This is a genomic window from Ruegeria sp. CDSC042 (assembly GCF_059610745.1).
Window position 1 is genome coordinate 1 of record NZ_JBXWOF010000001.1, and the last position, 22,421, is coordinate 22,421.

20 protein-coding genes are annotated in these 22,421 nt (G+C 57.8%); 11 read left to right on the plus strand and 9 right to left on the minus strand.

Annotated features, from left to right (window positions below; translation table 11 throughout):
• Positions 1-266: 266 nt before the first annotated feature.
• Positions 267-1,028, plus strand: coding sequence for an NAD kinase (locus AC2FHX_RS00005; protein WP_496700631.1), 762 nt, complete (start codon positions 267-269; stop codon positions 1,026-1,028).
• 263 nt (positions 1,029-1,291) lie between these two features.
• On the opposite strand, the gene AC2FHX_RS00010 is transcribed toward AC2FHX_RS00005, so the two are convergent.
• The 3 genes from AC2FHX_RS00010 to AC2FHX_RS00020 form a co-directional block, all read right to left on the minus strand.
• Positions 1,292-2,731 (minus strand): amidase family protein, encoded by a 1,440-nt coding sequence (locus AC2FHX_RS00010; protein WP_282027865.1) that lies wholly within the window; start codon positions 2,729-2,731, stop codon positions 1,292-1,294.
• A 73-nt stretch (positions 2,732-2,804) separates the two neighbouring features.
• The gene (gene prpE, locus AC2FHX_RS00015; protein ID WP_496700630.1) at positions 2,805-4,694 is read right to left on the minus strand and encodes a propionate-CoA ligase PrpE; all 1,890 of its coding nucleotides are present in this window, start codon (positions 4,692-4,694) and stop codon (positions 2,805-2,807) included.
• A 265-nt stretch (positions 4,695-4,959) separates the two neighbouring features.
• Entirely contained in the window at positions 4,960-7,233 is a 2,274-nt protein-coding gene (locus AC2FHX_RS00020; RefSeq protein WP_142632785.1) for an NADP-dependent malic enzyme, read from the minus strand.
• 186 nt (positions 7,234-7,419) lie between these two features.
• Between AC2FHX_RS00020 and AC2FHX_RS00025 the strand changes: the two genes are divergently transcribed.
• The 7 genes from AC2FHX_RS00025 (at position 7,420) to upp (ending at position 13,805) form a co-directional block, all read left to right on the plus strand.
• On the plus strand, positions 7,420-8,112 hold the full coding sequence (locus tag AC2FHX_RS00025; RefSeq protein WP_496700629.1) for a hypothetical protein: 693 nt from the start codon (positions 7,420-7,422) through the stop codon (positions 8,110-8,112).
• The gene (locus tag AC2FHX_RS00030; protein ID WP_142632789.1) at positions 8,087-9,178 is read left to right on the plus strand and encodes a cupin domain-containing protein; all 1,092 of its coding nucleotides are present in this window, start codon (positions 8,087-8,089) and stop codon (positions 9,176-9,178) included. Before AC2FHX_RS00025 ends, AC2FHX_RS00030 begins: the two co-directional genes overlap by 26 nt.
• A 102-nt stretch (positions 9,179-9,280) precedes the next feature.
• Positions 9,281-9,673: a cytidine deaminase gene (locus AC2FHX_RS00035; protein ID WP_142632791.1), complete on the plus strand. Its 393-nt coding sequence runs from the start codon at positions 9,281-9,283 to the stop codon at positions 9,671-9,673.
• 4 nt (positions 9,674-9,677) lie between these two features.
• Entirely contained in the window at positions 9,678-10,985 is a 1,308-nt protein-coding gene (locus AC2FHX_RS00040) for a thymidine phosphorylase (protein ID WP_496700643.1), read from the plus strand.
• On the plus strand, positions 10,982-12,193 hold the full coding sequence (locus AC2FHX_RS00045; protein WP_496700628.1) for a phosphopentomutase: 1,212 nt from the start codon (positions 10,982-10,984) through the stop codon (positions 12,191-12,193). The genes AC2FHX_RS00040 and AC2FHX_RS00045 overlap by 4 nt, the downstream gene beginning before the upstream one ends.
• The gene (locus AC2FHX_RS00050; protein ID WP_496692451.1) at positions 12,190-13,176 is read left to right on the plus strand and encodes an adenosine deaminase; all 987 of its coding nucleotides are present in this window, start codon (positions 12,190-12,192) and stop codon (positions 13,174-13,176) included. Before AC2FHX_RS00045 ends, AC2FHX_RS00050 begins: the two co-directional genes overlap by 4 nt.
• The gene (gene upp, locus AC2FHX_RS00055; RefSeq protein WP_142632797.1) at positions 13,173-13,805 is read left to right on the plus strand and encodes a uracil phosphoribosyltransferase; all 633 of its coding nucleotides are present in this window, start codon (positions 13,173-13,175) and stop codon (positions 13,803-13,805) included. The genes AC2FHX_RS00050 and upp overlap by 4 nt, the downstream gene beginning before the upstream one ends.
• A gap of 6 nt (positions 13,806-13,811) precedes the next feature.
• Here upp and AC2FHX_RS00060 read toward each other — a convergent pair whose 3' ends face one another.
• A complete protein-coding gene (locus AC2FHX_RS00060; RefSeq protein ID WP_496700627.1) occupies positions 13,812-14,825 on the minus strand; it encodes a hypothetical protein in 1,014 nt (337 codons plus the stop codon).
• A 152-nt stretch (positions 14,826-14,977) separates the two neighbouring features.
• Between AC2FHX_RS00060 and AC2FHX_RS00065 the strand changes: the two genes are divergently transcribed.
• From AC2FHX_RS00065 to AC2FHX_RS00075, 3 genes are all read left to right on the plus strand, one after another.
• On the plus strand, positions 14,978-15,913 hold the full coding sequence (locus AC2FHX_RS00065) for a DMT family transporter (protein ID WP_496700626.1): 936 nt from the start codon (positions 14,978-14,980) through the stop codon (positions 15,911-15,913).
• Positions 15,910-16,557, plus strand: coding sequence for a sulfotransferase family 2 domain-containing protein (locus tag AC2FHX_RS00070; RefSeq protein ID WP_496700625.1), 648 nt, complete (start codon positions 15,910-15,912; stop codon positions 16,555-16,557). The genes AC2FHX_RS00065 and AC2FHX_RS00070 overlap by 4 nt, the downstream gene beginning before the upstream one ends.
• Before the next feature lie 187 nt (positions 16,558-16,744).
• On the plus strand, positions 16,745-17,473 hold the full coding sequence (locus AC2FHX_RS00075) for a Hint domain-containing protein (protein WP_246097113.1): 729 nt from the start codon (positions 16,745-16,747) through the stop codon (positions 17,471-17,473).
• Positions 17,474-17,540: 67 nt separating this feature from the next.
• On the opposite strand, the gene AC2FHX_RS00080 is transcribed toward AC2FHX_RS00075, so the two are convergent.
• The 5 genes from AC2FHX_RS00080 to AC2FHX_RS00100 form a co-directional block, all read right to left on the minus strand.
• The gene (locus AC2FHX_RS00080) at positions 17,541-19,742 is read right to left on the minus strand and encodes a 3-hydroxyacyl-CoA dehydrogenase NAD-binding domain-containing protein (RefSeq protein ID WP_271948013.1); all 2,202 of its coding nucleotides are present in this window, start codon (positions 19,740-19,742) and stop codon (positions 17,541-17,543) included.
• Positions 19,735-20,223 (minus strand): cupin domain-containing protein, encoded by a 489-nt coding sequence (locus AC2FHX_RS00085; protein ID WP_142632807.1) that lies wholly within the window; start codon positions 20,221-20,223, stop codon positions 19,735-19,737. Before AC2FHX_RS00085 ends, AC2FHX_RS00080 begins: the two co-directional genes overlap by 8 nt.
• Entirely contained in the window at positions 20,223-21,434 is a 1,212-nt protein-coding gene (locus tag AC2FHX_RS00090; RefSeq protein ID WP_496700624.1) for an acetyl-CoA C-acetyltransferase, read from the minus strand. The genes AC2FHX_RS00085 and AC2FHX_RS00090 overlap by 1 nt, the downstream gene beginning before the upstream one ends.
• Before the next feature lie 10 nt (positions 21,435-21,444).
• Positions 21,445-22,083, minus strand: a complete 639-nt coding sequence (locus AC2FHX_RS00095; protein WP_142632811.1) for a glutathione S-transferase family protein — start codon at positions 22,081-22,083, stop codon at positions 21,445-21,447.
• A 79-nt stretch (positions 22,084-22,162) separates the two neighbouring features.
• Positions 22,163-22,375, minus strand: a complete 213-nt coding sequence (locus AC2FHX_RS00100; protein ID WP_496700623.1) for a hypothetical protein — start codon at positions 22,373-22,375, stop codon at positions 22,163-22,165.
• Positions 22,376-22,421: the final 46 nt, after the last annotated feature.

Genomic DNA, 22,421 nt, shown 5'->3' on the forward strand with positions numbered 1-22,421 from the left:
CGCTGACGGCCCAGCTCGGACGTGATCGAGCCGAACAGCTCTGGGTCGCGCGCTGAGAGAGACTGGGTGAAAAAACCGGTATCACGTAGATTGGCGTTCATGGGGGCTCCACAATGCTGGGATTTCTTGCGGATTTCCTATCGGAAACGGGACATCGGCAAAAGGCTTAAAGCGACGATTTGGCCAGCGGTGGCGTCAAGTCTGGTCTATAGGGGAAAGGTATGATTGTTTCGGAACCAAATGTGCAGCACTGGAAACCACAATAGATGATTCAAAGAATCGCTTTTCTTGCCAGCGACGCCAAGGTGGCTCAAACCGCACGCGACAAACTGGTCAGGCGCTATGGCAATGCGGCGCCGCGTGATGCCGATGTAATTGTCGCACTGGGTGGGGACGGCTTTATGCTGCACACTTTGCACAACATGCAGCACCTCGATACGCCCGTATATGGCATGAATCGTGGAACAATCGGGTTCCTGATGAACGAGTTCCACGAAGAAGACCTGATGGACCGTCTTTCCGCCGCCGAAGAAGAGGTCATCAACCCGCTGGCAATGCGCGCGATGGATCAGTCCGGCAAGATTCATGAGGCGCTAGCCATCAATGAGGTCTCTTTGCTAAGGGCAGGCCCTCAGGCGGCGCGGCTGAGGATCAGTGTGGACGGTCGCGTGCGCATGGATGAATTGGTTTGCGATGGCGCTTTGCTGTCAACGCCAGCAGGATCGACGGCTTATAACTATTCCGCGCATGGGCCAATCCTGCCGATTGGATCGGATGTTCTAGCTCTGACAGCGATTGCAGCCTTTCGTCCGCGACGCTGGCGGGGCGCACTGCTGCCCAAAATCGCCCAGGTGCGGTTCGATGTGTTGGATGCGGACAAGCGGCCGGTCATGGCGGATGCGGATTCAAATTCATTTCCGGATATTGATTGGGTCGAAATTCGATCTGAACCGGCGATTCGGCACCGTATCCTGTTCGACCCGGGCCACGGCCTGGAAGAGCGTCTGATTTCGGAACAGTTCACCTAAATGAAAGGCCAGGTACGAATTAATCGCGCTTGTGTGAACCAGTTCACACGAATCCGATTAACATTAAGGTAGTGTGAACTTGCCTGGAGAACACGCCATGGTGGAAGTGAGTGGCCATCAACGGCGGTTTCGAAATGAACGTGCAGTTTATGTGCGGGCGAGGGTAGGTGGTGCTACGCTCGTTATCGGATTTCTAGGCATATTTTAGAAAGCGGACCCCGGGTACAAAACCCCGGGGTCAATTTTTTTTGGACAACGTCTATTTAGAAGGACGTCCCCATTTTCTTCCACAATGGCAGGCACATTTGCCCTACCCGGTCTTCTATCGCCGCGGCGGCGTCTACGGCCATATCCTCGCGCCATCTGCGGGCTGCGATCTGGATGTTTATCGGCTGCGGCCCATGCGGCAGCTCGGCCAGCCGCGCCGGAACACATGCCGCGGGCAGGCCGATGAAGTTCATCGCATAGGAATAGACCGCACAGCCCAGAACTTCATGCACGCCCTCGGCGCCCTCGGTATCTCGGTCCGGTTTGAAGAACGGCTGTGGCAGGAATGGTGACAGGACCAGAGGATAGTTATGCATGAACAGAGACCACTCGCGCGCATAGTGGCTGCGCTTGGCCAGCATTTCGATAAGGTCTGTGCCAACTATGGGTGGGAATTCCTGAAAGTAGACCTCGAATATGTCGCGGATTGTTTTTGATCCCGCAGCCTCGATATCGGCTTTCAACAAGGTCAAAACTTCGCCCATCAGGGCGCGGTACCCGCCACGACCAGCTTCAAAGATATCGGGTGGTGCGACCTCTTCCACTACATAGCCTGCTTCGATCAATGCATCGCGTGCCGTATCCAGAGCCTTGTCGACTTCGGGATGCAAATCGTATCCAAAGGTCTGCTTGGTGAAGGCGACCTTGATCGGGCCGGTTTGGTCCTCACCCCGCCACGGCATCGGCACGTGAAACGGATCGCGCGGATCGGGCGCGATCAAGCTGGGCATGGACAGGTGCAGGTCCGCTGCGGAGCGCGTGATCAGTCCCTGCACCGACATCGATTGTGCCAGTATGCCCCGTTCTGCCGATTGGCTGGGATTCCACGCCGGAACACGACCCAAACCCGGTTTGACGGTGACCGCCCCATTGGCGGCGGCAGGAAATCGCAGACTGCCCCCTATATCGTTGCCATGGGCCAGCGCACCGATCCCAGCCATCACAGCCGCGCCCGCGCCACCAGAAGATCCCCCGGGCGAGATATGACGCCCCCAGGGGTTATACGTGCGGCCGTGCAGTTCGTTGTCTGTGTCAGCACGGAACGAAAACTCGGGCGTGTTGGTGCGACCGATGACGATGGCGCCCGCCTTTTGCAGGTTGGAAACAACCGGCGCATCATCCGGGGCGATCACGTCTTTCAGGGCAACGACCCCATTCGAGGTCGCATGTCCTTTTTGATCGACGTTGATTTTGATGGTGACCGGCACACCATGCAGGGGGCCGGGCTGCTCTCCGCCACCGACCGCCTTGTCCAGATATCGCGCACGGTCCAGCGCCTGCAGGCTCAGATCTTCGACAACCGCATTCAGCGCAGGATTGACCCGTTGCATCCGGTCGATGGAGGCTTTGACGGCCTCTTCCGCGCTGATTTCCCTGTTGCGCGTCAACGCGGTCAGATCTGTGGCGTTCAGACGCCAGATGTCGGTTTCTGTCATGGGGCCTCACTGTCTTGGTCAGACAGTAGAGGCCCGGTGTCAGGTTGCAAGAGGCGGCAGGCGCACCGATTTTCTACTGGGCGTAGCCGATGGATTTCAGCGCCTCGGTGATCTCGTCCAGAATCGCCGGGTCGTCGATGGTGGCGGGCATCTTGTAGTCCTTGCCATCCGCAATCGAGACCATGGTCCCGCGCAAGATCTTGCCCGACCGCGTTTTGGGCAGCCGGTCAACAACCACGGCCAGTTTGAAGGCAGCGACCGGTCCGATCTTTTCGCGCACCAGCTTGACGACATCCTGAACGACGTCACCGTGGTCTCGATCACAGCCCGCGTTGAGACACAGGAAACCAACCGGCATCTGGCCTTTCAACTGGTCCGACACGCCGATCACGGCGCATTCGGCAACGTCAGGGTGCGCGGCCAGAACCTCTTCCATGCCGCCGGTGGACAGACGATGGCCCGCGACGTTGATCACGTCATCGGTGCGCGCCATGATGTAGAGGTACCCGTCCTCATCAACCATGCCCGCATCGCCGGTTTCATAATATCCGGGAAAGTGATTCAGGTACGAGCTTTTGAACCGGTCTTCGGCGTTCCACAGCGTTGGCAGAGTGCCAGGCGGCAGGGGCAGCTTTACCGCAATCGCGCCCAGCTCTCCGGGTTTCATCGGATGCCCGCCTTCGTCCAGGATCTGCACGTCGTAACCGGGCATCGGCTTGGCCGGTGACCCCAGTTTGGTTGGCAGTTCTTCAATCCCCAGCGGATTGCCCGCGATGGTCCAACCGGTTTCAGTTTGCCACCAATGGTCGATGACCGGAACGTTCAGCGCGTCTTTGGCCCATTCGATCGTGTCGGGATCCGCCCGCTCTCCGGCCAGAAACAGGGCTCGCAGGCAAGAGAGGTCGTATTCAGGGATTAATTCCCCCTTGGGATCTTCACGTTTGACCGCGCGGATTGCAGTGGGAGCAGTGAAGAAACTGCGAACATTATGCTCGGATATCACCCGCCAGAAGGTGCCCGCGTCTGGGGTTCCAACCGGTTTGCCCTCGAACACTATCGTGGTGTTGCCGTGGATCAGCGGCGCGTAGCAGATATATGAGTGGCCAACGACCCAGCCGACATCAGAAGCCGCCCAGAACACGTCGCCGGGATCCACGTTATAGATGTTCTTCATCGTCCAGTTCAGGGCGACCAGATGGCCGGCCGTCGGCCGTACGACCCCTTTGGGCGCTCCGGTCGTGCCAGATGTATACAGGATATAAGCTGGATCATTGCCATCGACAGGAACACATTCCGCAGGCTCAACACCGTACTGGAACCCGTGCCAGTTGAAATCACGCCCCTCGACCAAATGCGCAACCTCTTGTTCGCGCTGGAATATCACGCAGAAATCGGGCTTGTGGCTGGCAAGTTCGATGGCACCGTCAAGCAGCGGTTTATAATGCACCACACGGCCCGGCTCCATCCCGCAAGAAGCGGCGATGATTGCTTTTGGTTTGGCGTCATCAATACGGACCGCCAATTCGTTGCTTGCAAAGCCACCAAACACAACCGAGTGCACCGCACCCAGCCGGGCACAGGCCAACATCGCCTCAAGCGCTTCGGGGATCATCGGCATATAGATGATAACCCTGTCGCCCTTTTCGACACCTTTTGCCCGCAATGCCCCGGCCAAAGTAGCGACCCGATTGCGCAGTTCGACATATGAGATCTCGCGCTTGGTGTGGGTGATTGGGCTGTCATAGATGATGGCCGTCTGTTCACCGCGACCATTCTCGATATGGCGATCAACCGCATTCCAGCAGGTGTTGACCCTGGCATCACAGAACCATTCATAAAGAGGAGCATTGTCGTCAAACAAAGCCTTGCTGGGGGGCCGAACCCAATCAATTCCTTTTGCAGCTTCCATCCAGAATGCCTCTGGATCGGATTTCCAGCTCTGGTAAACGTCCTGATATGCCACTTTGGTCTCCTCCGAAAAATCCCTGCACCGTGTCTAGGGCGGGGTATAGGGGGCAGACAAGCGGTCGAAGTGACGGGGCGTCACTTTATCGCAAAATATTTGCAGATGTATAAGAATTTCCCTGCTAATTTTTGCAAACCTGTTGGCAATTTATGGATTTTGCGCGCCGAATTCACATTTTTGCAAAACTGCAAATGTATTGGTGCAAATATGAAGGAATCAGTCCGGGCACCTGTTTCGGTGCCCGGAGGGGATCCGTGACCCTTTACCCGTAATGAGCGACAGGCGTTCCTGCGATCGCCGCCATGTTCAGTAACCCGCGTGCGGTGATCGAGGGGGTCACGATATGTGCCTTGTTGCCCATACCCATCAGGATCGGGCCAACTTCCAGCGCGTTGGCCTTCATCTTCAGGATGTTGCGCACACCGCTGGCGGCATCTGCGTGGGCAAATATCAGGACGTTGGCGACACCTTCTAGACGTGAATGCGGGAAGATGCGCGACCGCAGTTCAGGGTCAAGCGCTACGTCCAGATTCATCTCACCCTCATAGGTGAAATCGCGCGGCTCCGAGTCCAGAATCTCCAAAGCGGCCCGCAGGCGCTTGCCCGAGCCTTCGGCCTGATTGCCGAATTGAGATTGCGAACAGAATGCGATTTTTGGCTCCAACCCGAAACGCCGGACATGACGGGCCGCGCCCAGGGTGGTTTCGGCAAGCTCTGCAGGCGTTGGTAATTGCCGCACATGTGTATCGGCAATGAACAAGGGGCCGTCCTCAAGAACCATCAGAGACAAAGCGCCATGCGCGCGCAGGTCGCCATTGGCCAACACCTGTTCGACATAGCTTAGGTGCCAGCGGTATTCGCCAAAGGTTCCGCAGATCAGGCTATCGGCCTCGCCACGCTGGACCATGATCGCCCCAATGGCTGTGCTGTTGGTGCGCATGATGGCCTTGGCCAGATCAGGGGTGACACCGCGGCGCTGCATGATCTGGTGATATGAGGTCCAGTAATCATAGTAGCGATTGTCATGTTCCGGGTTCACGATCTGAAAATCCTCGCCGGGACGCACGGTCAGGCCCAGGCGCTCGCATCGCGCTTCAATGACTTCGGGACGTCCGATCAGGATCGGTGTTTCCGTGGTTTCTTCCAGAATGGCCTGAGCGGCGCGCAGCACACGTTCGTCCTCGCCCTCGGCAAATACTATTCGGCGCGACGCAGCTGCTGCGGCCTCGAAAACCGGGCGCATGATCAGGGCGGATTTGAAAACCGTCTGGTTCAGGCGCTCTTTATAGGCCTCCATATCTGGAATCGGACGCCTGGCAACGCCACTGTCCATAGCCGCCCGGGCCACTGACGAGGACACAACAGCGACGAGGCGCGGGTCAAAAGGTTTTGGGATCAGATAGTCAGGCCCGAATGTCAGTTGCTCGCCCTTATAGGCGGCGGCGGCTTCTGCACTGGTCGTTGCCCGGGCCATATCAGCGATACCGTCTACGCAGGCGATCTGCATAGCGTCGTTAATTTCGGTCGCACCAACATCCAGGGCGCCCCGGAAGATGAAAGGAAAGCACAGAACGTTGTTCACCTGATTGGGAAAATCACTGCGACCGGTTGCGATGATCGCATCGGGGGCCACTTCGCGAGCTGCGTCCGGCAGAATCTCGGGCGTCGGGTTAGCCAGCGCGAAGATGATTGGTCTGTTGGCCATTTTCGCGACCATTTCGGGTTTCAGGACATTCGGTCCGCTAAGCCCCAGAAACAGATCGGCATCCCCGATCACGTCATCCAGCGTGCGCAGATCAGTCTTTTGCGCAAATTGGCTCTTGTGCGGGTTCATGTCCTCGGCTCGCCCTTCATAGACAAGCCCGTGAATGTCACACAGCCAGATGTTTTCGCGTTTCACACCCAGCTTCACCAGCATGTTCAGGCAGGCGATCCCAGCCGCGCCTCCGCCGGTCGAGACGATTTTGATATCCTCGAACTTTTTTCCGGCAACGTACAGCGCGTTCTTGGCAGCGGCGCCCACGACGATTGCGGTGCCGTGCTGGTCATCGTGAAAAACGGGGATGTTCATCCGCTCGCGGCACAGTTTTTCGACAATAAAACAATCGGGGGCTTTGATGTCCTCAAGATTGATTGCCCCGAATGTGGGTTCCAGCGCGCAAACGATATCGGCCAGCTTTTCGGGGTCGGATTGGTCAACCTCGATGTCGAAACAGTCGATCCCTGCGAATTTCTTGAACAGAACCGCTTTGCCTTCCATCACCGGCTTAGAAGCCAGAGCGCCTATATTGCCCAGGCCCAGCACTGCTGTTCCGTTCGAGACCACGCCAACAAGATTGCCCCGCGCAGTGTAAAGCTCGGCGTTGGATGGGTCGGCCTTGATTTCCAGGCTGGCCTCGGCGACGCCGGGCGAGTAGGCGCGCGCCAGATCCCGACCGTTGGCCATGGGTTTCGTAGCCCTGATTTCGAGCTTTCCAGGCTTTGGGTGAGCGTGATAATCAAGCGCGGCCTGTCGCAGGTTGGGAGTGTCAGACATAGGCAATTCATCTCCGTTCCGAATTTGGTTGAAGGGTTAAACTATTTCTGGCGCCTTGGCTACGTGACGTCACTTCATAAATGGATTTTTGCCAAACACGGCCGTAGGTTGAATTATGTTCTAATATGGTTACGGTCGCGCATCTTCATATTCGGCACCGCTTCCACAGGAGATCGAAGGCCCAAGATGACCCCGGAAAAACAATCTCAGTCGATACCCGTCACAACCGATACCAAGCGGTCCTTTGGGCTGGACCAGCCGCTGTTTCGTGCAGCGATTGGTGTTGCGATGCTGATCTTGGTGGTCCTCTGTATCTGGCCGGTGCAGGCGATGTCCCTCAGCCATGAGGGTGGCCCGTTCGAATCCATTTCGGCCGCGGCGCTTGTTCTGGCTGGGGGCATTGCGCTTTTCCGGTATCGCGGGATTTCCCGTCTCTATATCGGTCTCGTCTGTTTGCTGCTGGCAGAGCGCGAACTAGCTGCGGATATCTATGCCGTAGATAGCCTGCCATATGGGATTCTGAATGGGCTGGACACGCTGCTTGATATGAACGCGGTTCGCGTCATCCTGGCTGTTTTGGTTCTGGGCGGCTTGCTCTGGCACGGGGTGCCAAACGGGTGGCGTGCGTTCAAGCAACGGGTCCCGTTTCTAATGGTGTTCTTTCTGGCCGGTATGTGTGCGGTGGTTGCACAGGGGTTGGAAGAAGTCAGTGGCACACTGAAAGACGACCTGTCGGACCAGATGATCATGCGTTTGTTTGTGTTGGAAGAAACGCTTGAGATGTTCTTTTCAATTGGCATTTTGGCTTCTGTTCTGATCGGATGGCCCAAAGCCACGACCGAAGAGAACTTGAATGACCAGCAATCAGACCAAAGCTGAGATTCGTCTGCCGACGCAGGAATTACGTGACGACATCCCGTTTTTTACCAAGGTACTGGGGATGCGGATGGATATGATCTATCCGGCTGATGACCCTCGGGTCGCCGTGTTCTCGGGGCATGGATTGCGATTACGGATCGAACAGGATGCACCCGAGGCGCCCGGAATGTTGCGCATTCTGACCGAAAATCCGGATGAGTTTGCGGCTGGCCAGCGCAGTTTGGTCGCGCCGAACGGGACGCGTGTCGAAATTGATGAGCTGAACCCGCCGATGGTGATGCCGGATACCGTGCATTCCTTTGTCGTGCGCAGACTCAAGGATCAGGCCCCGTGGGTCATCGGGCGCGCCGGAATGCATTATCGCGATTTGGTTCCCGATCGCTTGGGCGGGTCGATCATTGCCAGCCATATCCGCATTCCTGATGGCGGTCCGGTTCCAGACATGGTGCATTTCCACAAGGTCGGGTTTCAGTTGATTTTCTGCATCCATGGCTGGGTCGATGTGGTTTACGAGGATCAGGGCGACAAGATGCGCCTGACCGCCGGCGATTGCTTTATCCAGCCGCCCGAAATCCGCCATCGTGTGTTGGAAGCATCGGACAATGTGCAGGTGATCGAAATTGGTGTTCCTGCCGAACATGTCACCGAAATCGACCACGAAATGCAGTTGCCGACCCCGCAATACCGCCCGGATCGCGAATGGCAGGGCCAGCGCTTTGTCTACAACCGGGCCGAGGGGGCAGAATGGGGGCCGTTCCGTTTGCCGGGCTACATCTGTCGCGACACCACGATTGCCCAGAACACGATGGGTGTCGCAGGCGTTCAGGTGGTGCGTCGGGGGCAGGGTGACACCGCCTGGGCTACACATGATACCGATATTCATTTCACTTTCGTTATGAACGGTGAGTTGACGCTCGAAGGCGAGGGGCGCGACCCCTATCGGCTGGAACAGGGCGATGCCTTTGTCATCCCGCCGGGGATGCGCACACGCCTGTCTGATCCGACCGATGATGTTGAACTGCTTGAGGTCACGCTGCCTGGCGTGTTCAATACGGTTCTGGATTAGGCATTTTGGCTCAGGAATTCTGCGCTCGGGGCTTCAATTCCCCGGGGGCTTTCATTTAGGGTATGACTTTCTGACCAGATGATCAAAAAATAGGGAATCGCCATGAGCTTGAAAGACGCAGCCTTGTCCGTGCGGGAAAACGCCTATGCGCCTTATTCCAATTTCAAGGTCGGCGCGGCGATCCGGTCCCTGTCGGGGCAGATCTACTCCGGTTGCAATGTGGAAAACGTGGCCTATCCCGAAGGCACTTGCGCCGAGGCCGGAGCCATTGCCGCCATGGTCGCTGCTGGCGAGCAGGAACTGACCGAGGTTTACGTGGTCGCGTCGTCTCCTCAGCCAGTACCGCCGTGCGGGGGGTGCCGCCAGAAACTGGCCGAGTTCGGCAAGCGTGACGTCAAGGTGGTATTGGCCAGCTTGGACGGGGCGGAGTTGAAAACCACTATCGGGGATCTGCTGCCAGGCGCATTTGACGCCTCGCATATGGAGGATGTCTGACCCCATGGACGCCCGCTCGATCATCGCTAAGTTGCGCCGCAAGGATATACCCTCCGCCGAGGAACTGCACTGGTTTGCGCAGGGGCTTGCCGATGGTGGGGTCAGTGACGCGCAGGCAGGGGCCTTTGCCATGGCGGTTTGCATGGGCGGGTTGGGCGCGCAGGGCCGCGCCGATCTGACCATTGCGATGCGCGACAGCGGCGATGTCCTGAACTGGGATGTGGAAGGTCCGGTAATCGATAAACACTCGACCGGGGGTGTGGGCGACAGCGTCAGCCTGGTACTGGCCCCCGCACTGGCCGAGCTTGGGGCCTATGTGCCAATGATTTCTGGCCGGGGACTGGGACATACGGGCGGCACGTTGGACAAACTTGAATCCATCCCCGGTGTGACCACCCAGATCAGCCAGGACCGGCTGGTGCAGGTGCTGAACGAAACGGGGGCAGCCATCGTCGGGGCCACCGGGCAAATCGCGCCGGCGGACAAACGGCTTTACGCCATTCGGGATGTCACGGCGACAGTTGAAAGCCTTGACCTGATCACCGCGTCGATCCTGTCGAAAAAGCTTGCAGCCAGCCCGGATGCACTGGTGCTGGACGTTAAGGTTGGCAGTGGGGCCTTTATGAAAACCCTTGATGACGGGCGCAATCTGGCACGGGCGCTGACGGAAACCGCCAACGCTGCAGGGTGTCGGACCTCGGCAGTCATAACCGATATGAACCAGCCGCTTGCCTCTGCGCTGGGCAATGCACTTGAGGTGGATGAGGTCATGAAGGTATTGACCCAAGCGCCTGACGCGCCGTTGGCTGTGATCTCTGCCGAACTGGGTGGGGTTCTGTTGGCTGACGCCGGTATGTTTGCCACTTCGGAAGAAGGCCGGGACAAAATCGCCAAGGTCATCCGCGATGGCCGTGCCGCAGAACGGTTTGGCCGCATGATGGCCGCAGTTGGGGCACCCATTCACTTTGTCGACGATTGGTCGCGCTATTTGCCCGAAGCCAGCGTGATCCTCGAAGTGTCCGCTCCCGCTGCGGGCTATGTAACCACGATAGACGGAGAGGCTCTGGGCCTTGCGGTTGTCGAATTGGGTGGCGGACGTCAGGTTGAAAGCGATGTGATCGACCCTGCGGTCGGGCTGTCAGATCTGGTGCGACTGGGCGACCGGGTCGAAAAAGGCGCGCCATTGGCTGTCGTCCATGCCGCCCGCGAGGATGCCGCGCGACGTGCGGCTGATGCTGTTCAAAAGGCGATCACGCTTGGAACGGGTAAACCAGTGGTGCCAACCCTTGTCCACGAGAGGATCACGCCATGAGCCGCGCCTTCCTTGTTGTGATGGATTCTGTGGGTATCGGCGGCGCGCCCGATGCTGATCAGTTCTTTAATGGCGACATGCCGGATACTGGGGCAAACACTCTGGCCCATATCGCGCAGGCTTGTGCTCAAGGTCAGGCGGAAGAGAGGCGATCCGGGCCTTTGCATCTACCGCATTTGGATGCGCTGGGGTTGGGTGCTGCGGCACGGCTGGCCTCGGGTGCGGAAACGCCGGGTTTGCTGGCCCAGCCGACAGGTCTGTGGGGCTGCGCCTGTGAGGATTCACCGGGCAAGGACACGCCATCGGGGCATTGGGAGCTAGCAGGGCTGCCTGTGCCGTGGGACTGGCATTACTTTCCAAATACAACACCATCATTTCCGGCTGATCTGAGCAAGGCCGCAGCCGAGGCCGCCGGAACCGAAGGGGTTTTGGGGGATTGCCACGCCTCGGGCACCACGATCATCGCCGAATTGGGGGCCGAGCATATGCGAACCGGTTGGCCGATCTGCTATACCTCGGCCGACAGTGTCTTTCAGATCGCCGCGCATGAAGAAAGTTTCGGCCTAGACCGTCTGCTTGACCTCTGCCGCGCGCTGGCCCCACGTTTGCACCAGATGAAAGTGGGGCGTGTGATCGCACGGCCCTTTGTCGGCTCGCCCGAACAGGGGTTCACCCGCACGACCAACCGCAAGGATTTTGCCATCGTGCCGCCCGCTCCGGTGCTGACGAACTGGTGTCAGGATGCGGGCGGCCGTGTTCATGCAGTGGGCAAGATCGGCGATATCTTTTCCATGCAGGGAATCGACACACTGCGCAAAGGGTCGGATGCTGACTTGATGGGTCATCTGTCCGATTTGGTCGATGAGGCCGAAGAGGGCAGCCTGACCTTCGCCAATTTTGTCGAGTTTGACAGCCTCTATGGCCATCGGCGCGACATCAGCGGCTATGCCCGCGCGCTAGAATGGTTTGACCAAGAGATAGGTGCAATTCTGACCCGGTTGCGCCCCGATGACCTGATGTTGTTGACCGCTGATCACGGCAACGACCCAAGCTGGATCGGCACCGACCACACGCGTGAGCAAGTACCTGTCCTGATTGCAGGGCAGGGTGCGGGGCAGATCGGTCAGGTCAAATTCGCCGACATTGCCGCCAGTATCGCACATCACCTGAATATCCCGGCACAAGGGCCGGGGCGGAGCTTTCTATGACTGTCGCTGACCTACCCAAGATCGAACTGCACTTGCATCACGAAGGTGCCGCGCCGCCTGCCTTCATCCGTCAGCTGGCGCATGAAAAGCGCATCGACCTGAGCGGGATTTTCAAACATGACGGGTCTTATGATTTCCGGGATTTCGCCCATTTCCTCAGCGTATATGAGGCCGCCTGTGAGGTGCTGAAATCGCCCGAGGATTTCCGCCGTCTGACGTTGGCTATTCTTGAAGAAAGCGCGGCGAACGGGGTGGTGTATTCGGAAAGCTTTCTGAGCCCCGATTTTTGTGGCGGTGGCGATTTGGTGGCCTGGCGCGACTATCTAAGTGCCATTCAGGATGCCGCTGATGAAGCCGAGCGGAAATACGATATCACTCTGCGCGGCGTGGTGACCTGTGTCCGGCATTTCGGACCCGAACAGGCCAAGCTCAGTGCATATTGTGCCGCTGAAACAGCTGGCGACTGGATTACTGGGTTCGGTATGGGGGGCAATGAATCCATGGGGGTTCAGGGCGACTATAAGTGGGCGTTTGACTGCGCGCGCGAGGCCGGACTACGCCTGACCACCCATGCCGGAGAGTTCGGCGGGCCGGATAGTGTCCGCGATGCGATCCGTGATCTGGGAGTTGAACGCATCGGCCATGGCGTGCGTGCGATCGAAGATCCCGACCTTGTGCATGAGATCGTTGATCGTGGTGTGACGCTCGAGGTTTGCCCGGGCTCGAACGTGGTTCTGGGCCTGTTTCCCGACTTTGCCAGCCATCCGATTTCCAAGTTGCGCGAGGCAGGTGTCAAGGTCACCGTGTCCACCGACGATCCGCCGTTTTTCCATACCACAATGCGGCGTGAATATGAGATGTTGGCCAAGGCCTTTGGTTGGGAGGCCGAGGATTTTGCCGCCCTGAATGAAACCGCCCTGAATGCGGCTTTTTGCGATGAAGCGACCCGTGCGCGGGTCAAGAAAAGACTGGAGATATCATGAGCGAACACCTGACCGTCGTCGACCACCCGTTGGTGCAGCACAAATTGACGCTCATGCGGGACAAGGGCACTTCGACCGCCGAATTCCGTCAGTTGCTGCGTGAGATCACCTTGCTTCTGGCCTATGAGATCACGCGCGAAATGCCATTGACCACCCGGCACATTGAAACCCCGATGGAAGAGATGGACGCCCCCATCCTGGCAGGTAAGAAACTAGCGCTGGTTTCTATCCTGCGCGCCGGTAACGGAATGCTGGACGGAGTTTTGGAACTGATCCCCTCGGCCCGTGTTGGCTTTGTTGGCCTGTACCGCGATGAAGAGACGTTGAAGCCCGTCCAATATTACTTCAAAGCGCCCGAGGGGTTGAAGGACCGTCTGGTCATTGCCGTCGACCCGATGCTGGCAACCGGCAACAGCTCGGCCGCTGCGATTGATTTGCTGAAAGAGGCTGGCGCGACGGATATCCGGTTCCTGTGCTTGCTGGCCGCCCCCGAAGGTGTTGCCCGCATGAAAGAGGCACATCCGGATGTTCACATCGTCACCGCCGCACTGGACCGTGAGCTGAACTCAAAAGGCTATATCATGCCGGGTCTGGGCGATGCGGGCGACCGGATGTTCGGGACCAAATAAGCGGGCTTATCCGCCGCATATATTCTGCAGCCGGACCCATTCGCGATCTGGCAGTATCTGTTGCTGGGGCTGGCCCGCCATCGGGTCGGCCTCGATCAAGCCCAGCACGGTTTCACCTGTCACGTCCGTCGCATAGGCAAAGGGGACCGAGGGCAAAGCTGCCTCGGCAAAAATTTCCAGCAGGTTCTCGTCGGGTACAGCAGGACGGGGTTCTGATAGAACTTCTTCGGTATAACTGTCGACAATCTGAGGTGTCAGCTCACCGGTTGTCAGCAGGCGGAACGCAGATCTGATGCCGGTCCGGTCCAGCAGATCATCCAGTGGGTCCTGTGCCTGCACACGTGCACGTTCCGCAAGGATGTACCCGGCCACGACCGAGGGGTCCTCGTGATCTTCGACCAGAGATCGGTTCAACAGGACAATTCCACCCGGCAGGGTCAGGCTGGTCTGTACTCCGGCGGGTAGGATAACGATTGCGCGCACGCCCGTTCTTGCCGCCAGATGATCCAGTGCTTCCTGAGTGCCCTCGGACACGCAGGCGCGGCCTGACACTCTTTCTATGCGCCTCAGGATCGTGTCGCCGATGTCGATACGTTTGATTTCGGGAACGACGGATACGACATGGTTTTGTAACGCTGACGGTAACCACAACAGCATGAGCGCGGCCACAGCAGCCACAACCCCGGCCACGCTGAACCACCGCAAACGCCCGGGGTGGGGGCGTGACCAGTCGATGGCACGCTGCAGACGGTCAATGGCTTCGATCATCGTGGTTTCGGATTGGGCCAGTTCCAACGTCTCTTGCGGGTCGCCATCCGGGTGGTAAATCGCAGGGAAAACACCGGGGTTCTGGCGCTCTAACGCAGCCAGCGACCAATGCGTCAGTGCCCGGTCGTTGAAATCTGATATCGTCAGAGTCGCTTCGCCAATCGACACAACAACCTCGCGCCGCTGAACATCGGGCGAGGGGCGCCACAGACCGGTGGCTTCGATCCGCTGGAACTGTTTCAGTGCCGTCATCGGGGTGATGTCTGCTCGTTCTTAATTGGAGCCAGCTTAACACGCTAAATTCAACCGGCGCAAACCTGTTGCGCGATGTTCAGGAAATGTGCTGGATACCTAGACGAGCGGAATATTCTGTTACCGCTCTCCATCATGCCGCGGGGAAAATGATGCAGGCGGACACCCAGACTTCACCGGTTTTGGCCTCGGTGCTGATGGTCAGTGCTATGGCAATCATCGGCGTGATTGATAATGTGGTCATCTTGGTGGCCGAAACGATCGGTCTGTGGCAGTTCCATTTCAGCCGGGCTCTGCTCATGCTACCGCTGATAATGGGCCTGTCACTGCTTGGGCTGGGCCGCTTGCGCCCGATTAGGCTTGGCCCCGTGATCCTGCGTAGTGTTCTCATCACATTGGCCATGTTGTTCTATTTTGCCTCGCTTGCGCTGATGCCGATTGCTCAGGCGTTGGCGGGTTTGTTCACGTCGCCGATCTTTGTGCTGTTGATTACAACCGTCGCCATGAAGCAACGGATAGGCCCATGGCGTATTCTGGCCGTTGCAGTAGGGTTTGCCGGGATTTTGTGCGTGTTGCAGCCGAATCCCGGCGAGTTTGATGCAAAAACGCTGTTGCCGGTCGCCGGAGGGCTGTTCTACGCGTTCAGTTCAGTCATCACCCGAAGCCACTGCGCGCAGGAAAGCACAACGGCATTGCTGGCGGCTATGGTGACAACCTTGGGAGTGGCCGGAGCGGTAGGGCTGATCGTGTTATCCTTGTTTCCGGGGGTTCCGGTCGCTGGACCGGAGGGCTTCGTCACCCGTGGCTGGGTCTGGCAAATGGGACCGGCAATTCCTTGGATTATAGTTCAGGCAATAGGGTCGACGATTGCGGTATTCATGCTGATCAAATCCTATCAGATCGGTGAGACCTCTTATGTGGCGGTGTTTGAATACTCGGTGATGATATTTGGACCCTTGTTCGCCTGGAGGGTCTTTGGGCAGAATATCGGTGTTCTGCAGATCCTCGGCATATGCCTGATCGCAACGGCCGGAGTTCTGCTGGCCTGGCGGTCCACGCGTCCCGCCACTACAGAGGCCGCATCGTGATCATTTCGCGCGGTCGCTCTTATATCTTCGTCCACATTCCCAAAACTGGAGGGACATCTTTGTCGCTGGCTTTGGAACAGCGCGCGATGAAGGATGATATTTTGCTGGGAGATACGCCCAAGGCAAAGAAACGCAATAGGCGGATCAAACAGCTATCGGCGCGTGGCCGCCTTTGGAAACATTCAACCCTCGCCGATATCGAAGGTGTTCTTTCACCGGATGAGTTGTCGGGGATGACAGTCTTTACCCTGGTCCGAAATCCCTGGGATCGGCTTGTCAGCTATTATCACTGGCTCAAGGTGCAAGGCTTTGATCACCCCGCAATCGCGCTGGCCCGCGCCCATTCGTTTGAAGGATTTGTCTGCCACCCTGCGACGCAACAGTCGCTCCGTCAGCATCCGGCGCGGCACTACGTGACGCGAGCCGATGGTATTGAACAATGCCAGGATTTCATCAGGCTCGAAGCGTTTGATCAGGACGCAGAGCCTCTGTTTGACCATTTGGGGTTCCGGATCACGCTGCCGCACCTGAATCGATCAGAGCGGGCGAAAGATTACCGCAGCTATTATTCAGCCGCATCACAAGAGGCCGTCGCCGAGGCTTGCGCTGAAGATATAGACAGATTCGGATACTCTTTTGATTAGATGACAGAAATATAGTTTCCCTGCCGGACTTAATACCGGGCGATTACAGATCGTTGTTCCGTTTTTAGCGTTATCCAACGGGGTTTGGGACCCAAATCAGGCTCAAATGTGTCAAAATTTGGACGCGTGATCGGTTTGGATGCTAATGAATATCTATTGTTTTTGGTGCCAGCAGGGGGGGAGGCACGTGTTTGAAGTAGTGAGTGACATGGGTATTTCAGATGTTCCGGAAAGCCGGACACAATTCGAAACCAGAGTAGAACTGAACGCGCGCCGTGGCGGCTTGATCCACGGGACCAGGGTTGCAACTGTCGACGGCTGGACGCCGATTGAAGACATTCAGCCTGGTGATCTGATCCGGACAGTCGAGAATGGCTTTAAGGCAGTAAGGCGCATTTCTGTCGATACGATTTCGGTTCCTACTGAAGAAAGTCGGATCGAGTATTTGCCAGTCCGCGTACCCCCAAGTGCCGTCGACAGCCCAGGTACGATTTGGATCATGCCTGAACAGGGTATAGCATTGGAGCACGGCACCGCAGATCTGACTGTTGTGGCAGCACGAAAGTTGAGCGGTTTGTTCCGCATCAAGTCGGACGTCCCGGCATCATCATTCGATGTCAGCGCACTGTTCTTTGACGAGGATGAAGTGGTCTATATGGAAGGCGGCATGCGCGCCTTCTGCCCGTCAGGGCGTTTCGGCGGCCACAGCGGCACAAGTGCGGGCTATCAAATTGCCGAAAGCGAAACAGCGGCGGAATTGGTCGAAGATATACGAACCGAGGGCCGCGTGGCAGCCCTTGCCAACCCGTTGGGTGCGCTGCCTGCACCCATCTCGCTGGAACAAGTTGTCCCTTTGAGACCCAGCAGGGGCGCGCGTCGCCCGGGTCGTCCGGGCCGGCCTCTTCCAGTGATCTGAACGGCAGACCAACCAAACACGACAAGCAGGGTGCTGGCGTAAGGTCTCTTACGCCAGCACCAACTGTTTAGGCAGCCTTGGCTTCGGGGTTGAAACGCCCGTAGAAGCTTTGGCCTTTATCTGCCATCTCACGCAGCAGCGGCGGGCAGGTAAACCGTTCCCCATATTGTGCGGTCAACTGATCGCAGCGCTCGGCCGCATAAGGGGTGCCGATGATGTCCAGCCAGCTCAGTGGGCCACCTGACCAAGGTGCAAAGCCCCAGCCCAAGATTGCGCCGACGTCACCCTCGCGGATGTCTTCCAGAACGCCTTCTTCCAATGCGCGGACGGCCTCCAGAACCTGAGCGAACATCAGGCGTTCCTGCACTTCGATCAGGTCGGGCTGATCCTCTGCCAGCGGATACTTGTCCTGCAGACCCTTCCAATATTCGACGCGCTTGCCTTTTTCGTCATAGTCGAAGAAGCCCGCGTTTGCCTTGCGGCCCAGACGGCCCTGTTCTTCCATCCAGAAGATCAGATCATCGGACGGGCTTTCAGGATATTCGTTGCCCATCGCGGCCTTGGTCGCGCGTGCGATCTTGGCACCCAGATCAATCGAGGTCTCATCAGTCAGCTGGATAGGCCCGACAGGGAAGCCCAACTGGCGTGCCGCGTTGTCGATCAGAACCGGGCTGACGCCTTCGGTCACCATCCGGGCACCTTCATTGATGTAGGGAATGATGCAGCGGTTGGCGTAGAAGAAGCGGGCATCGTTGACCACGATAGGCGTCTTGCGAATCTGGCGCACATAGTCCAGCGCCTTGGCCACTGCGCGATCACCGGTTTCCTTGCCTTTGATGATCTCGACCAAGAACATCTTCTCGACGGGCGAGAAGAAGTGGATGCCGATGAACTGATCCGCACGCACCGAAGCTTTGGCCAGGTCGCTGATCGGCAGGGTCGAGGTGTTCGAGGCAAAGATGCAGTCCTCGGGAATGATCGCCTCGACCTTTTTGGTCATCTCGGCCTTGACGCCCATGTCTTCGAAGACGGCTTCGATGATCAGGTCACAGCCCTTCAGATGATCAAGGTCAGGGGTCGCGGTGATGCGGCCCAGCATGGCCTCTTTCTTTTCAGCCGTAACCTTGCCGCGCTTCATACCTTTGTCCAGGTACGTCTCGGTATAGGCTTTGCCTTTGTCTGCTGCTTCCTGATCGCGGTCGACCAGAACAACTTCCATACCGGCCTGCGCCGATACAAGTGCGATACCCGCACCCATCATGCCAGCGCCCAGAACACCGATCTTCTTGACTGACTGATCCGGTACGCCCGCAGGACGCACGGCGCCTTTTTCCAAGGCTTCCTTGTTCAGGAACAGTGATCGGATCATGGCACCCGAAGACGGGTTCATCAGAACGGAGGTGAACCAACGGGCTTCGATCTTCAGCGCGGTGTCGAAATCAACCAGCGCACCTTCGTAAACAGCGCTTAGCAACGCCTTGGCGGCAGGGAACGCACCCTGAGTTTTGCTATTCACCATTGCCGAGGCGCCGACGAAGTTCATGAAACCGGCAGGGTGGTAAGGCGCGCCTCCGGGCATTTTGTAACCCTTGGCATCCCATGGCTTCACAATGTCCGCATCTTTGGCGTTCAGCACCCAATCTTTTGCTGCGGCAACTGGATCCTCGGCGATCTCATCGATGTAGCCTGCACTTTTCGCCTTTTTGACGTCCAGCATCTTGCCTTCCAGCAACAGCGGAGCGGCTGCAATCGCACCGACCTTGCGGACCATACGGGTGGTGCCACCAGCGCCGGGGAAGATGCCAACCATGATTTCAGGCAGGCCGTATTTCGCCTTTGGGTTCTCGGCTGCAAAGATGCGGTGCGTCGACAGCGGTAGTTCCATGCCAATGCCTGCGGCTGTACCGGGCAGGGCGGTTGCAATCGGCTTGCCGCCTTTCTTGGTCTTGGGGTCCATGCCCGCCAGCTCGATCTTGCGCAGCACGCCGTGCATATTCATGGTGCCTTCGAACAGGCCCTTGGCGGGGTTGTCGCCCGCCTGTTCTTTCATCACCGCAAGCAGGTTCAGGTCCATGCCACCGGCGAACGAACCTTCTTTCCCGCTGGTGATAACGATGCCTTTGATCTCGTCATCGGCAAGTGCCTGATCGATGCAATCGCTCAACTGTGCGAAGCCGTCAAAAGACATCACGTTCATGGACTTTCCTAGGACGTCCCAGGTGATAATGGCGACGCCGTCCGCGTCTTTGCTCAGAGTGAAATCAGTCATTGTCATCTCCAATCTGGTCAGCCGTTAGCGGGCTGCCATCTTTCCGGGTGAAGGAGAATCCGTTCTCATCATCCTTCACCATCATGTCTAAGTCGCTGTAATAGCCGGTCTCGTTCGGGGTCCGTGTGCCCACCACCAGAAAGGTCGCAGGCGCATCGGTGTTGTTCACAAGGTGATGGCCGTTGGCTTCACCTGCGGGCCATGCGGCGCAATCGCCGGGCTGCATTTCATGCTCGCCATCGTCGTCGATCAGCGTACAGGTGCCGCTTAGCATGATTGCAAACTCGTCCTGCTCCATATGGTAGTGGCGCAGCGAGGACATGCCTTGCGGTTCAAGCCGTACGATGTTGACCCCGTACTGGGTCAGCCCGCCCGCATCACCGAGGCGCTGAACAAAACGGCCTGCGGTCGCCTCGGCCAGCTTGCCCGGATAGGCCGAGCCGCCCTGAAACGGAATCTGAGAGAGATCCAGCTTTGGCATCAGACGCGCTCGATGATCGTTGCTGCACCCATGCCGGATGCGATGCAAAGCGTGGCCAGCCCGGTTTCCTTGTCCTGACGTTCAAGCTCATCCAGCAGGGTGCCGATGATCATCGCGCCGGTCGCGCCCAGCGGGTGGCCCATTGCGATCGAGCCGCCATTGACGTTGACCAAAGCCGGATCGACATCGAATGCCTGCTGGAAGCGCAGAACAACCGAGGCAAAGGCTTCGTTCACTTCGAACAGGTCGAGATCGCTGATTTTCATGCCGTTGTCGGCGAGGATTTTCTCGGTCACCGGAACCGGACCGGTCAGCATAATGGTGGGGTCGGTGCCGATCTTGGCCGTGGCCTTGATGCGTGCGCGCGGCTTCAGGCCGTACTTCTCGCCGAATTCCTTGTTGCCGATCAGAACTGCCGCTGCACCATCCACGATGCCCGAGCTGTTACCCGCGTGGTGGATATGATTGATCTTTTCCAGATGCGGGTATTTCAGCTTTGCGACGTTGTCGAAGCCGGGCATTTGCTCGCCCATCATCTGGAATGCGGGGTTCAAGCCACCCAGGCTTTGCATGTCCGTGCCGGGGCGCATGTATTCATCATGGTCCAGAATGGTCAGGCCGTTCTGATCCTTAACGGTGATGACCGATTTCGAGAACCGGTTGTCGTCCCACGCAGTTTTTGCACGGCGCTGCGATTCCATCGCCAGCGCATCAGCCTGATCGCGTGTGAACCCGTATTCGGTCGCAATGATATCAGCCGAGATACCCTGCGGAACGAAATAGGTGTTCATCGCCAGTGAAGGGTCAGCCGCAATCGCAGCGCCATCGCTGCCCATCGGAACACGGCCCATCATCTCGACCCCGCCTGCAATATAGGCGTCGCCTGCGCCGCCTTTGACCTGGTTGGCAGCTAGGTTCACAGCTTCCATGCCCGAGGCGCAGAACCGGTTGATCGCCAGCCCGGGGATCGATTCATCCAGATCAGAACCCAGCACTGCGGTTCGTGCCAGACAGCCGCCCTGTTCCATAACCTGGGTTACGTTGCCCCAGATGACGTCCTCTACGGCGTGGCCCTCTAGATTGTTCCGCTCTTTTACGGCGTTCAATGTCAGCGAGGACAGGCGCGCCGAAGTCAGCTCGTGCAGGCTGCCATCCTTGCGGCCTTTGCCGCGCGGAGTACGCAGGGCGTCATAGATATATGCGTCGGTCATAGTTTTCTCCTTAAGCTCGATCCGGCACAGAGCCGGGCATCAGGTCGTAGGGGTGTTTCCAGCCAGGCTGCTGGGACAAGCGTGTCAGCCAGGCGTCGATATTTGGCCATTCGGTGCGGTCAAAGCCGAAGGGTTCAGGATAGTAGAGATAGCCACAGCAGCTGAGATCAGCATTGGTTACGCCGTCCCCAACGATCCAGTCGCGACCGTTCAGATGTGCATCCAGGACTTGATACGCAGCCTTCAGACGACCCTGGTTGAATGCGATCACGTCTGGGTTGCGATGTTCTTCCGGCAGAAAGTTGATCAAAAAACGGGTCAGGCCTGCCATCGAGCTGAGTTTGTGATTGTCCCACAGCACCCAGCGCAGTACCTCGTATTTCTCTTCCTGCGTCTTTCCTCCGAACATACCTGTCTTTTCAGTTATATAAGTCTGAATGGCCCCGGACTGACTGGTGCGAAAGTCGCCATCAATCATGACGGGCGCTTCACCCATTTCGTTGACAGTGGCACGAAATTCGGGAGTGCGTGTCACTCCTTTGAAGAAGTCGACTTCGACGGCTTCCCATTCTAACCCTGATAACTCCAGAGCCAGCGCCGCCTTGTACGAGTTTCCGCTGACGCCGAAACAATGCAGTTTGATGGTCATCATTTGCCTCCCTTGGCACATGAGTCAGTGCGATGTGCTGTATCATGTAGCCCGCCCTTTTTTGGGCGGGTCTGTTTTCTTATCGTTTGCGCTCTTCAAGTTCGGAATTGAAGATACGCAAACGGTGCGTCAGGCTCTCTTCGTCGATGACGCTGTTGAAGTTCTCGAACAGGAATGACAGTGCCTCACCTTCGTCCAGACCAGCCTCGCGCGCGAACCCTCTGAGTCTGCGATAGCCGTCTTCGGTCATGGCGACCGGGAAACGGCGAGTCAGGCGAAATCGTTTTGGCATATCGAGCCTTTCGAATGGCCGGCCCCAAGATGGTTTGGGGCCGGTC

Excerpts from the sequence above, each read along its gene's own strand:
- AC2FHX_RS00005 (WP_496700631.1), top strand. The coding sequence starts at position 267 with ATGATTCAAAGAATCGCTTTTCTTGCCAGCGACGCCAAGGTGGCTCAA.
- AC2FHX_RS00010 (WP_282027865.1), bottom strand. The coding sequence starts at position 2,731 with ATGACAGAAACCGACATCTGGCGTCTGAACGCCACAGATCTGACCGCG.
- AC2FHX_RS00020 (WP_142632785.1), bottom strand. The coding sequence starts at position 7,233 with ATGTCTGACACTCCCAACCTGCGACAGGCCGCGCTTGATTATCACGCT.
- AC2FHX_RS00025 (WP_496700629.1), top strand. The coding sequence starts at position 7,420 with ATGACCCCGGAAAAACAATCTCAGTCGATACCCGTCACAACCGATACC.
- AC2FHX_RS00030 (WP_142632789.1), top strand. The coding sequence starts at position 8,087 with ATGACCAGCAATCAGACCAAAGCTGAGATTCGTCTGCCGACGCAGGAA.
- AC2FHX_RS00035 (WP_142632791.1), top strand. The coding sequence starts at position 9,281 with ATGAGCTTGAAAGACGCAGCCTTGTCCGTGCGGGAAAACGCCTATGCG.
- AC2FHX_RS00040 (WP_496700643.1), top strand. The coding sequence starts at position 9,678 with ATGGACGCCCGCTCGATCATCGCTAAGTTGCGCCGCAAGGATATACCC.
- AC2FHX_RS00045 (WP_496700628.1), top strand. The coding sequence starts at position 10,982 with ATGAGCCGCGCCTTCCTTGTTGTGATGGATTCTGTGGGTATCGGCGGC.
- AC2FHX_RS00050 (WP_496692451.1), top strand. The coding sequence starts at position 12,190 with ATGACTGTCGCTGACCTACCCAAGATCGAACTGCACTTGCATCACGAA.
- upp (WP_142632797.1), top strand. The coding sequence starts at position 13,173 with ATGAGCGAACACCTGACCGTCGTCGACCACCCGTTGGTGCAGCACAAA.
- AC2FHX_RS00060 (WP_496700627.1), bottom strand. The coding sequence starts at position 14,825 with ATGACGGCACTGAAACAGTTCCAGCGGATCGAAGCCACCGGTCTGTGG.
- AC2FHX_RS00065 (WP_496700626.1), top strand. The coding sequence starts at position 14,978 with ATGCAGGCGGACACCCAGACTTCACCGGTTTTGGCCTCGGTGCTGATG.
- AC2FHX_RS00080 (WP_271948013.1), bottom strand. The coding sequence starts at position 19,742 with ATGACTGATTTCACTCTGAGCAAAGACGCGGACGGCGTCGCCATTATC.
- AC2FHX_RS00085 (WP_142632807.1), bottom strand. The coding sequence starts at position 20,223 with ATGCCAAAGCTGGATCTCTCTCAGATTCCGTTTCAGGGCGGCTCGGCC.
- AC2FHX_RS00090 (WP_496700624.1), bottom strand. The coding sequence starts at position 21,434 with ATGACCGACGCATATATCTATGACGCCCTGCGTACTCCGCGCGGCAAA.
- AC2FHX_RS00095 (WP_142632811.1), bottom strand. The coding sequence starts at position 22,083 with ATGACCATCAAACTGCATTGTTTCGGCGTCAGCGGAAACTCGTACAAG.
- AC2FHX_RS00100 (WP_496700623.1), bottom strand. The coding sequence starts at position 22,375 with ATGCCAAAACGATTTCGCCTGACTCGCCGTTTCCCGGTCGCCATGACC.